Consider the following 11469-nt stretch of genomic DNA (forward strand, 5'->3'; position numbering starts at 1 on the left):
AGTTTAATAAAAGCATTAGGTGCCCAATAGGGAGAATAGGGAATAAAGTGAAAAACTTTAGCGGACCCGCCACTGTATAAGGGAGTGTCATCGTAAATGCCACTAGCGAATCGCTGGGAAGGCACGATGATATGTTGAACTTGAGCCAGGAGACCTGCCTACTTGCTTCGGAAGTATATAGATGATGGAAAAGTCTGTAGTTTATTTGTCATGACAATAAACTACAGACTTTTTATTTTGTCTTCATGTAGAACGAGAGGAGAAACAATAATGCAATTATTACAAGACACGATTCAAAATATCCAAGAGGCTGATATGAATAGTATGGACCAAGCTAGAAAGCGAATTGATGCGCTTTGTAAGCCCCCAGGTAGCTTGGGTAAACTAGAATCACTTGCCGTACAGCTTTCAGGCATAACAGGACAATTATATCCAATGGTCGATAAAAAAGTGATGATTGTCTGTGCAGCAGATCATGGCGTTTGTGAGGAAGGCATAACAACGAATCCACAAAATGTTACGGTCTTTCAAACATTAAATTTTCCTAAAGGAGGTACAGGCGTTTGTGCGATTGCGGGCATTACCAATGCAAAGGTAGTAACAGTAGATGTTGGGGTAAAAGAAGATATTCCGCTTGATGCAGGTGTCATCATTCATAAAATTAAGCATGGCACAGATAACATGGCACAGGGCCCTGCTATGTCAAGAGAAGAGGCTATTCAATCCATTGAAGTGGGGATTCATGTGGCAACAGATGAAATCACAAAAGGAGCCAACCTACTTGGAACAGGTGAAATGGGCATTGGTAATACAACGCCGAGCACTGCCATATTAGCTGCTTTGACTGGCTATGACCCTATTGAAATAACAGGGTTTGGCGCAGGAGTTGGTCAAGGAGGGATTGCTCATAAAGCAGCAGTAATTGAAAAAGCAATTACTCTCAACAAACCCAATCCTAACGATATCATTGATGTTCTAGCTAAAGTTGGAGGGCTAGAGATAGGGGCTATGGCTGGTATCATGCTGGCTGCCGCAAGTCACCGAAAACCTGTTATTATTGATGGTTTTATTTCGACTATTGCTGCGCTTATTGCTTATCAAATTGAACCGAAAGTAAAAGACTTTATCATACCTTCCCATGCTTCAGAGGAACCAGGGGCTAAAATTGCCGCATCATTACTTGGTGTAGAGCCAATGCTGCATATGAACATGCGATTAGGCGAAGGCTCTGGTGCTGCTCTAGCCTTTCCTCTTTTAGATGCTGCTTGTTCTATGATGAAAAATATGGTGACATTAGAAGAAGCCATGAATCTTTTGGCTAAATAGTTACTGAATAACAAATAAGCGCAAATAGTTAATGAACTCTTTGCGCTTATTCATTTTTTTATCAATTACAGTATCTATGCCCGATTCAACCTTCGCAAAGGCAAACGCCACTTCATCATATAGGAAAGAATGCGTAATGCTGTAATCACTGCAAATAATACATAAAGGAAAATGTCTCCAGTCAAAACTTCAAATCCGATAACAAGCCCTGCGAGAGCAGCCCAAACACCATAGACTTCATCACGGAGAACTAGTGGCTTCCGTCTAGCTAATAAATCTCGCACAATACCACCACCTGAACCTGTTAAAACAGCAGCTACAACGACTGCGCTAATTGGCATATCTAGCTTCACGGCATAGAGTGCACCTTGAATAGCGAACGCGGATAAGCCAATGGCATCTGTGAAGTTGCCCCAACGATGCCAATGCTGAATCAGATGATGCGGGAAAATAAAAAATATCGTAATCGCAGCTAGTGCAATTTGAAACATCATATCCTGTCCCCATAAGGTTGTGACAGGCAGCCCGATGAGTAAATTTCGAATAGCTCCTCCACCAAAAGCAGTGACAATACCGAGTATATATACACCGAATAAATCGTATTCTTCTTCCATGGCAATGATTGCCCCAGAAATAGCAAAGGCAATTGTTCCAATAATACTAAAAACCTCCCAAGCCATCCCTTTCACCCCTTCTATCAATAAATGAACTTCTTTTTTAAAAGTTAAAAGACTTTTTTTGACGTAACAGAATCTATGAATTTAATAGCCAAAATCAGTCATTACATACGCTTCTTGAAGTAAGTCCGCACATTAGCTTAGCGTAAAATTCGCTTAGAAACAATAGGCAAGTTTTGCAGGGGTTCATACAAATTGATAAGATGTTATTGAAATAAAGAAAAACATTCGTCAAAAGCGTTGATATACCAGTAGTTATTTAGGGAATTCTAGAATGAGTGAAGTCAATTTAGAGAGTCGATAGATCTTACTGATTGAAATGCGGGACAATTGTGAAATGGAGAAGAAAAGAATGACGTTTACATCTAATTTATCAGCACAAACGCTATCCTTAGCGTCAAAAATAGAGGAGCAAGTTCGACCCTATCATGCAAAGGTAGAAGAAATGGCGTTTTATAATCAACAGAAGGTGCTAGCAGCATTTCGCAAGCATCAAGTAAGTGACTATCATTTACATCCATCCAATGGCTATGGCTATGACGATGAGGGACGCGATAATTTAGAGCGTGTTTATGCGGAAGTTTTTGGGGCGGAGGCTGCCATTGTACGACCACAAATTATTTCAGGAACACATGCAATCACGCTTAGTCTATTCGGTGTCCTTCGTCCTGGTGATGAGCTGCTTTATATTTCTGGTCAGCCATATGACACATTGCAATCCATTGTCGATGGTGGTAACAAAGATACCGGTTCACTGAAAGATTATAAAATAGGCTATCGACATGTGGATTTAGTGGAAAATAAAGCAATTGATTGGGTAGGTGTAGAAGCAGCCATTACTACGCAAACAAAAATGATTGCCATTCAACGTTCGAAAGGCTATGCGACACGTCCATCCTTTACGATTGCAGAAATTGCTGATATGTGCGCAAAGGTGCGCAAATTAGCCCCACATGCCGTTATTTTTGTAGATAACTGCTATGGTGAGTTCGTAGAGGCGAAGGAACCTACAGAGGTTGGTGCTGATTTAATGGCAGGCTCACTCATTAAAAACCCTGGTGGAGGATTGGCGAAAATTGGTGGCTATATTGCTGGCCGTGCAGATTTAGTAGAGAAATGTGCGTATCGTATGACATCTCCAGGTATTGGGGCAGAGGCAGGGGCAACATTAAATACATTAGGAGATTTTTATCAAGGATTTTTCCTAGCCCCACATGTCGTATCACAAGCCTTAAAAGGTGCGATCTTTACAGCAGCTATGCTGGAGGAAATCGGAATGAGCACTTCTCCAAGCTATGATGCAAATCGTACGGATTTAATCCAATCCGTTTCCTTCCAAACTGCACAGCAGATGATTGCCTTCTGTCGTGAAATACAAGCCAATTCTCCAATAAATGCCCATTATGCTCCAGAACCAGCTTATATGCCTGGTTATGAAGATGATGTCATTATGGCTGCGGGAACATTTATTCAAGGCTCCAGCATTGAGCTGACAGCAGATGGTCCAATCCGTCCACCATATACAGCCTTTATCCAGGGTGGACTAACATATGAACATGTTAAATTTGCTATTTGTAGTGCTGTTCAAGCCATTCAAAAAAAGTAATATGAAAATAAATAAACCTTAAATTTGAATAGTTTTTTACAATTTTCTATCGGATTGAAAAAAATAACGCCTTACATGTTAGGAAACCTCACATGGTTGGTTGACAGTGAAAAAATTTCGTTATATGATAAGCGGGTATTGGAGGAGGACTTAAATGAGTCGTGAAATTAGACGAACTATGCCGTTATTATCAATGAGTATTGTGATGCAATTAACTGAACTCTCGGCACGACAAATTCGTTATTATGAAGAACACCATTTAATTGAGCCGCACCGAACAGAAGGCAATCGTCGAATGTTTTCATTAAATGACGTCGACACATTGCTTGAAATTAAAGACTACTTAGAGCAGGGTATGAATATGGCGAAGATTAAAAAATTATTTGCTAAAAAGAAAGATCCTGTTGCTACAGATGAACAAGATTTAAGTGATTCAGAATTACGCCAAATCATGCGCGAAGAAATGCGTCAAGCTCAGCGCATGCAAAAATCATCCATCCGACGAGGGGATTTATCTCGATTCTATTAATAAATAGGGTAGGGTAAACATAAAAGCTAGACAAATTATAGGAGTGTGGAAAACTGTGGGTAAATACACAAAAGAGGACATTAAACGTCTCATCGAAGAAAAAAACGTAAGCTTTATTCGTTTACAATTTACAGATATTCTTGGCACAATCAAAAATGTTGAGATTCCTGTAAGTCAATTAGACAAAGCATTAGAAAACAAAATGATGTTTGATGGCTCATCTATTGAAGGTTTCGTTCGAATCGAAGAATCTGATATGTATTTATATCCTGATCTTGATACTTTCGTAGTATTCCCTTGGACTTCTGAAAAAGGGAAAGTGGCACGTCTCATTTGTGACGTATACACTGCGAAAGGCGAACCATTTGCTGGTGACCCACGTAACAACCTAAAACGTATTCTTAAAAAAATGGAAGATATGGGCTTCTCAAGCTTCAATTTAGGGCCTGAGCCAGAATTCTTCTTATTCAAATTAGATGCAAAAGGCGAACCAACGTTAGAAGTAAATGACCATGGTGGTTACTTCGACTTAGCTCCAACAGATCTTGGTGAAAACTGCCGCCGTGATATCGTATTAGAGCTAGAAGAAATGGGCTTTGAAATTGAAGCATCTCACCATGAAGTAGCTCCAGGACAACACGAAATTGACTTTAAATATGCCGATGCTGTTACAGCTTGTGATAACATTCAAACTTTCAAATTAGTTGTTAAAACAATTGCACGTAAACATGGCTTGCACGCTACATTTATGCCAAAACCATTATTTGGTGAAGCAGGCTCTGGTATGCACTTTAACGTGTCACTATTTAAAGGTAAAGAAAATGCATTCTATGATGAAGCTACAGAATTAGGTCTTTCTGAAACAGCTATGCAATTCATGGCGGGTGTTCTTGCACATGTACAAGGTTTCACAGCTGTAACAAATCCAACAGTAAACTCTTATAAACGTCTAGTACCTGGTTATGAAGCACCATGTTATGTAGCATGGTCTGCGCAAAACCGTTCACCACTAATTCGTATCCCATCAGCACGTGGACTTTCAACTCGTGTAGAAGTACGTTCTGTGGACCCTTCAGCAAACCCATATTTAGCAATGGCTGTTATTTTAGAGGCAGGTCTTGAAGGTATTCGTCAAAACTTAACGCCACCAGCAGCTATTAATCGCAATATCTATGTGATGTCGGAAGAAGAGCGTCAAGCTAATGGTATTGAAAACTTACCAGCAGCACTTGATGATGCTTTAACATTACTTGCTAAAGATAAAGTAGCGCAAGCAGCTTTAGGTGAGCATATTTACGCAAACTTTAAAGAAGCAAAAGAAATCGAGTTCGATATGTACCGTACAACCGTTCATCAATGGGAACGCGATCAATATTTAAAAATGTACTAAGAATTAATAAAAATATAAAAAAACGAGTGCCTCTTCACTTGGAAGGTACTCGTTTTTTTGTCTATAGTTCCAGAGCATGATAGGGCAGCATGGCACCCCATCGTTATTGTTAACGGCCCATATGTTTACGATGGTGTGGCATATGACAAGGGTTAGGTGGCATACCGCACATTGTATGTGTTTCACAGCATTCATTAACAACAGACTCTGTGCATGGGAAATAGTATTGATGATCAATCATATGTTTATTTACTGTTGTGACATGTGCTGGTTGTACATGTGGAACAACCGTATGGATATAATTTGTGCGAACATATTGCTCTGGTGGTAAAAATTGTGGTGGATCAAATTGCGTTGGCATTGTTTGTGGCGGACAGCAGTGTGGACCTTTTGCCGGATGGCGTCTTCGTTGAAACATGTTATTACCTCCTGTTTTGATAAGTTGTAGTTCATTATTAAGATATGAGATATACGTCGATAGGGTCTATTTATTTGCCTATTATTGAATAGGTAAATCTAACAAGTCGCTGAAATGGTAGAAAATCTATAGCTGGTTAGATACATATTGGGTGAAAGAAGCAGCTACTGAAAGCCTCTCCCAACATCAAAATGACATTGCTTAGAGCTATTGTTTTAAATAAATGCCATGAATTTTAGTCAATTATCTATTACACCTCAGCATCATTGCGACGAAATTTTCATAATAAATACAAAAATCCTACACCTTCTAAACTATATGGGAGGGAGCTGTAGGCTAATCAAGATAAAAAATTATTAAAAAAGTATGTTTTTTGAAAAAAAGATATTGTCAATAAAACGGTCGTACAGTATACTCTTTAATTGATAATGAATATCATTATTGATTATATTTTAGGAGGAAATGTATGTCGAAATTATCACTACGCAATAAAAATGTTTCTATTCTTTTTGCGCTATTCTTAACATTCTCACTTTTATTGGTGGGATGTGGAGATAAAGCATCGAACGGTAGTAGTTCACAAGAAAATGACAAAGCAGAAGAAAGTAACACAGAAGAATCTTCTAGCCGTGAGATTACACATGCTATGGGCACTACCACAATTGAAGGTACACCTACAAAAATCGTTACGCTATACCAAGGGGCTACAGATGTAGCAGTAGCGATGGGCATTAAGCCAGTGGGGGCAGTAGAATCTTGGGCTGAAGCACCTTTTTATAATTATTTGAAAAAAGATTTAGATGGCGTTGCGATTGTTGGACAAGAAACGCAACCTAATCTTGAAGAAATTGCAAAACTTAAACCAGATTTAATCATTGCATCGAAAGTGCGTCATGAGGAAATTTATGATCAGTTATCACAAATTGCACCGACTGTTGCTCATGAAACGGTTTTTGATTTCAAGGGAACAGCTGAAATGATGGGTCAAGCAATGGATCAGGAAGAAAAGGTGAAAGAGTTACTAGGAGATTGGGATACGCGAGTTGCTGATTTCCAAACAAAAATTCAAGAGAAGCTTGGCGATAAATGGCCATTCCATGTTTCAGTTGTTAACTTCAGAGCAGACCATGCACGTATTTATGTAACAGGATATGCAGGTTCTATATTGTCAGAGCTTGGCTTCCAAGGTCCTAAAAATTTAACAGATGACTCATTGGAAATCGTGAAGCTAACGGATAAAGAAAGTATTACACAAATGAATGCCGATGTTATTTATATGTTTATGGAAAATGATGACGCAGTCAAGAAAAATTATGAAGAGTGGACAAAACATCCGCTATGGAAAGAGCTTGATGCTGTGAAGGCAAATCAAGTTTATCAAGTAGATGAAATTAATTGGAATCTAGCTGGTGGACTTATTAGTGCTAATTTAATGCTAGACGATATTTATGACAAGTTTGAATTAGAAAAATAGTAAAAGAGACTAGGGCTGTTGAAAGTGTTATAGAATACTTGAATGACAGCCCTCTCATTATAGGGATTGGACATATTAGAAACCTACAATCCCTTTCATAAGATAAATTGTGGATCAAGAAAGTTGGCGTAAAATGAGAATTATTCTTTCCAGTACCTCGATGAAACAAGTAGGCTTATTCATCAGTTGTTTGATCCTTTTGCTGGCATTTTTAATCAGCATAGCTATTGGTCAAACGTCCATACCCTTCTCGTCAATCTATGATGCCATTTTTCATTTTGATGCTGCTAATAAGGAGCATGTTATTATTCGGACATCGAGATTTACAAGAGCTGTGATCGCTACAGTAGTTGGCGCAAGTCTTGCCATCGCGGGAGCATTAATGCGGGCATTAACAAGAAATCCTTTAGCAGCTCCTGATATTTTAGGGATTAATGCAGGGGCGATATTTTTTATTGTTAGTGCCATTACTCTTTTTTCCATCAATTCTTTAATGAGCTATATGTGGATTGCCTTTTTAGGTGCAGGTGCTGCGGGAGCTATGGTATTTTTCCTAGGGTCATTAGGAAGAGATGGTTTAACACCGATTAAAATAGTATTAGCTGGTGCAGCGATTACAGCTCTATTTGTCTCGTTTACGCAAGGGCTTTTAGTGATTGATGAACAAGGCTTACAAAGTGTTCTTTTTTGGTTAGCGGGATCTGTATCAGGTCGTAGCATTGACATGCTTATACCAGTTTTACCGTTTATTTTAGTGGTCACAGTTGTGGCAATAGGTATGGGTCGTTCTATAAATATTTTACAATCAGGTGATGATATTGCAAAAGGCTTAGGACAACGAACTATGATTACGAAAATCACACTCGGTCTCATTATTATCATTCTTGCAGGTAGTTCAGTTGCTGTAGCAGGTTCAATTGGATTTATTGGTTTGATTGTCCCTCATATTGCGATTCAGCTTGTTGGTACGGATTATCGTTGGATTATTCCGTACAGTGCAGTATTAGGAGCAATATTGCTGCTGTTAGCTGATATGGCTGCGAGATATGTGATCATGCCATTAGAAATGCCAATTGGTGTAATGACTGCCTTTATCGGAGCTCCTTTCTTTATTTATATTGCACGAAAGGGGTTAGCGAAAAATGTCTAATTATAGGATAGTTCGAACGAAATCTGAACGTATATCTTTTCAAATTGCCAAAAGAACTAGTTGGATTTTACTTTTATTAAGCTTATTATTAGTCATCATAACAGTCCTTGGTTTATCTGCAGGTAGTGAATTTATCCATCCTATCACAGTGGTGAGGGAATTATTGGGCTATGGTAATGGAGAGTACGATTTTGTCTTACATACATTAAGGCTCCCACGTGTATTGATGGCATTATTAGTTGGTGCAGCGCTAGGAGTTGCTGGTTTAATTTTACAAGGGATTATCCGTAATCCACTTGCTGCTCCAGATATTATCGGTGTAACGAGTGGTGCATCCATGGGGGCGATTATCTTTATCGTGTACTTTATGGGGTCAGTCAGCATTCAATTTTTACCGTTAGCTGCTATTTTAGGTGCTGGCATTGTTTCCTTTATCATTTACCTACTGTCATGGAGAAAAGGCGTCACACCTATTCGTATGGTGCTTATTGGTATTGGGATTTCAGCCTTAGCAAAGGCTGTTGTGACGATGCTGCTTGTAATCAGTAATGTAGCCGCAACAACGAAGGCCTATTTATGGCTGACAGGTAGTTTGTATGGGGCTAATATGCAGGATGTCTATTTGCTTTTACCATGGGTTGCTCTGTTATTGCCACTAACGTTTATTTTGGCAAGAACAGTAAATGTGAAGGAATTAGGAGATGAGATTGCGATAGGGCTAGGGGTAAAGGTTCAAGTGTACCGTTTACTTTTTTTACTCATTAGTGTGATGCTAGCTGGCTCTGCGGTTGCATTTGCTGGTGGAATTGCCTTTGTTGGATTAGTAGCCCCTCATATGAGTAGAATGCTTGTAGGGCGTTCCTTTGCTGGATTGATACCTGTGACTGCTATAATCGGTGGGATGATTGTTATCGTAGCCGACATCGTAGCACGCACTGCTTTTTTACCAAAGGATTTACCAACAGGTGTCTTTACGGCTGCAATTGGGGCACCATTCTTTATTTATTTACTATTTAGAACGCGCAATCAATAAAGCTACAGGAAATAACAGTTAAAAGCGTGAGAAGAAGGTGACGGGATTTTGAAAAATGTTTTAGAAGCACAAGATTTACATGTAAGCTATGGTGAAAATCTTATTTTGGAGGATTTGAATCTTCAAATACCAAAAGGGAAAATAACAGTACTAGTAGGTGCTAATGGTTGTGGAAAATCAACGCTACTACGAACGTTTGCACGATTACAAAAACCAAAGTCGGGTGAAATTTTCTTAGAAGATGATTCACTAGATACGATTTCAACGAAAGAGGTGGCTAAACGGTTAGCCATTCTCCCACAGGGACCTGTTGCGCCAGAAGGACTAACCGTTCAACAATTGGTAAAACAAGGTCGTTATCCACATCAGAGCTGGTTGAAGCAATGGTCTACTGAAGATGAAAGTATTGTGAACAATGCGCTTGAGGTAACACAGATGACAGAATTTGCAGATCGACCAGTAGATGCATTATCAGGTGGTCAGCGTCAACGTGTATGGATAGCCATGACATTGGCTCAAAAAACAGATCTTATCTTACTAGATGAACCTACAACTTATTTAGATATGGCCCATCAAGTAGAAATTTTAGATTTACTATTTGATTTAAATGAAAATGAAGGGCGTACAGTCGTGATGGTCTTACACGATTTAAACTTAGCCTGCCGCTATGCCCACCACATTGTAGCTGTGCGAAATAAACAGGTGTATGCGCAAGGTAAGCCAGAGGAAGTGGTAACACCTGAGCTTGTACAAGCTGTCTTTCGTATGGACTGTACGATTATGAGAGACCCTCTATTTGGTACGCCTTTATGTGTTCCACATGGCAAGGGACGAACAGTTCAGGTGGAGAAATTAGAGGAGGTAGGGTCAGTTGAGCTTACAACTGTCAGCTGAAGAAAAAGCAGTACTATTACGTGATTATCGATTGACAATTGAGCCAGCGGTAGATGCTGCTTACTCTCTACTAGCCCAAAATTTATTAGACACTGAACAAGCTTTAGCCTATTTACAAAAAATCGCACCTTTCTTTCATTCCACATCTACATTAGTTACAGCATCGTTATTTGCAAAGCGCTATAGCGTCTTAACGATGGCTTCAGCATTCTATGCTATGTCAAGATATGATAAGGGGCTAGGTGTTGGTATCGACAATATTTGGGTGGAAGCAGAAGATCATGCGAAACCATGGCTTCCAAATATTCGCTTAATCGATGACTCAGTGTCAGTGCCAACACAAGATCGTGAAGCATGGCGTGATGAGGTTCTCCAAGGAATTTTTGTAGGTAATCTAGCGAAAGTGTGGCAGTCATTAACAAAAATAAGTAAAATCCCAAAAGCGATTTTATGGGAAAATACAGCTATTTATGTCAATTGGCTATATGAAACAAAAATAAGCGAAGGGGCCAGTGAGCAAGAAAAAGCTCGTATACAAGAAGACTATCACTATATTGTCAATCAAGCGCCAGGTTCTCTTTTTGGCGAAAGGAAAAATCCTTTGACAAATTATTGTGGTCCCAAAGTGACAATCAAGGAATCAGAGCAACCAATACGCTTGAGAAAAACATGTTGTTTCTATTATCACACCTCTGATGAAGCAAATGACTTTTGTATCTCTTGTCCCAAAATCAAAAGACTTGGCTAACCTCATGAAGCATTGACAATTCCACAAAGTGAATAAACAGTCGTGTGGTTTATTCACTTTCATGTTGGTGAAAAAAGATGATGTCAATAGCAGAAAAAGAACCTTTGGCAAGGTGAGCGAGTGATTTCCGTTCCGCCAGCGTCCTTTCTCCAGGGGGGCGGTCCGATGAGCCACTTCCAGGGTCTCAGCTGTGACGCTAAATCCCCTCCAATCAACCATATGCA

General features: G+C 39.4%; 11 protein-coding genes and 1 riboswitch. Of the genes, 9 read left to right on the forward strand and 2 right to left on the reverse strand.

Features of this window, described 5'->3' with window-relative positions; translation table 11 throughout:
* A riboswitch (cobalamin riboswitch) is annotated at positions 1-176 on the forward strand.
* 94 nt (positions 177-270) lie between these two features.
* Positions 271-1326 (forward strand): nicotinate-nucleotide--dimethylbenzimidazole phosphoribosyltransferase, encoded by a 1056-nt coding sequence (cobT, locus tag MKY46_RS05940; RefSeq protein WP_036128181.1) that lies wholly within the window; start codon positions 271-273, stop codon positions 1324-1326.
* 74 nt (positions 1327-1400) lie between these two features.
* Here the strand turns inward: cobT and MKY46_RS05945 are convergent, their stop codons facing one another.
* Positions 1401-2006 (reverse strand): trimeric intracellular cation channel family protein, encoded by a 606-nt coding sequence (locus tag MKY46_RS05945; protein WP_036128179.1) that lies wholly within the window; start codon positions 2004-2006, stop codon positions 1401-1403.
* Between the two features lie 349 nt (positions 2007-2355).
* On the opposite strand from MKY46_RS05945, the gene MKY46_RS05950 reads away from it, so the two are divergent.
* The 3 genes from MKY46_RS05950 (at position 2356) to glnA (ending at position 5528) form a co-directional block, all read left to right on the forward strand.
* Positions 2356-3609, forward strand: a complete 1254-nt coding sequence (locus MKY46_RS05950) for a methionine gamma-lyase family protein (RefSeq protein ID WP_036128177.1) — start codon at positions 2356-2358, stop codon at positions 3607-3609.
* A 154-nt stretch (positions 3610-3763) separates the two neighbouring features.
* On the forward strand, positions 3764-4138 hold the full coding sequence (locus MKY46_RS05955; RefSeq protein WP_036128174.1) for a MerR family transcriptional regulator: 375 nt from the start codon (positions 3764-3766) through the stop codon (positions 4136-4138).
* Between the two features lie 55 nt (positions 4139-4193).
* On the forward strand, positions 4194-5528 hold the full coding sequence (gene glnA, locus MKY46_RS05960) for a type I glutamate--ammonia ligase (RefSeq protein ID WP_036128172.1): 1335 nt from the start codon (positions 4194-4196) through the stop codon (positions 5526-5528).
* Positions 5529-5637: 109 nt separating this feature from the next.
* On the opposite strand, the gene MKY46_RS05965 is transcribed toward glnA, so the two are convergent.
* On the reverse strand, positions 5638-5946 hold the full coding sequence (locus MKY46_RS05965) for a CotD family spore coat protein (protein WP_036128170.1): 309 nt from the start codon (positions 5944-5946) through the stop codon (positions 5638-5640).
* 466 nt (positions 5947-6412) lie between these two features.
* On the opposite strand from MKY46_RS05965, the gene MKY46_RS05970 reads away from it, so the two are divergent.
* From MKY46_RS05970 to MKY46_RS05990, 5 genes are all read left to right on the forward strand, one after another.
* Positions 6413-7420 carry an ABC transporter substrate-binding protein gene (locus MKY46_RS05970; RefSeq protein ID WP_036128169.1) on the forward strand — a complete coding sequence of 336 codons (1008 nt, stop codon included), beginning with the start codon at positions 6413-6415 and terminating at the stop codon, positions 7418-7420.
* A 133-nt stretch (positions 7421-7553) separates the two neighbouring features.
* Positions 7554-8570 (forward strand): FecCD family ABC transporter permease, encoded by a 1017-nt coding sequence (locus MKY46_RS05975; protein ID WP_036128167.1) that lies wholly within the window; start codon positions 7554-7556, stop codon positions 8568-8570.
* Entirely contained in the window at positions 8563-9603 is a 1041-nt protein-coding gene (locus MKY46_RS05980; RefSeq protein ID WP_036128166.1) for a FecCD family ABC transporter permease, read from the forward strand. Before MKY46_RS05975 ends, MKY46_RS05980 begins: the two co-directional genes overlap by 8 nt.
* Before the next feature lie 48 nt (positions 9604-9651).
* Positions 9652-10497 (forward strand): ABC transporter ATP-binding protein, encoded by an 846-nt coding sequence (locus MKY46_RS05985; protein WP_036128164.1) that lies wholly within the window; start codon positions 9652-9654, stop codon positions 10495-10497.
* The gene (locus tag MKY46_RS05990) at positions 10475-11245 is read left to right on the forward strand and encodes an IucA/IucC family C-terminal-domain containing protein (RefSeq protein WP_036128162.1); all 771 of its coding nucleotides are present in this window, start codon (positions 10475-10477) and stop codon (positions 11243-11245) included. The genes MKY46_RS05985 and MKY46_RS05990 overlap by 23 nt, the downstream gene beginning before the upstream one ends.
* The last annotated feature ends 224 nt before the right edge of the window (positions 11246-11469 follow it).

The organism is Lysinibacillus sp. FSL M8-0355 (genome assembly GCF_038008985.1).
In the GTDB taxonomy this organism is placed as follows: domain Bacteria; phylum Bacillota; class Bacilli; order Bacillales_A; family Planococcaceae; genus Lysinibacillus; species Lysinibacillus fusiformis_D.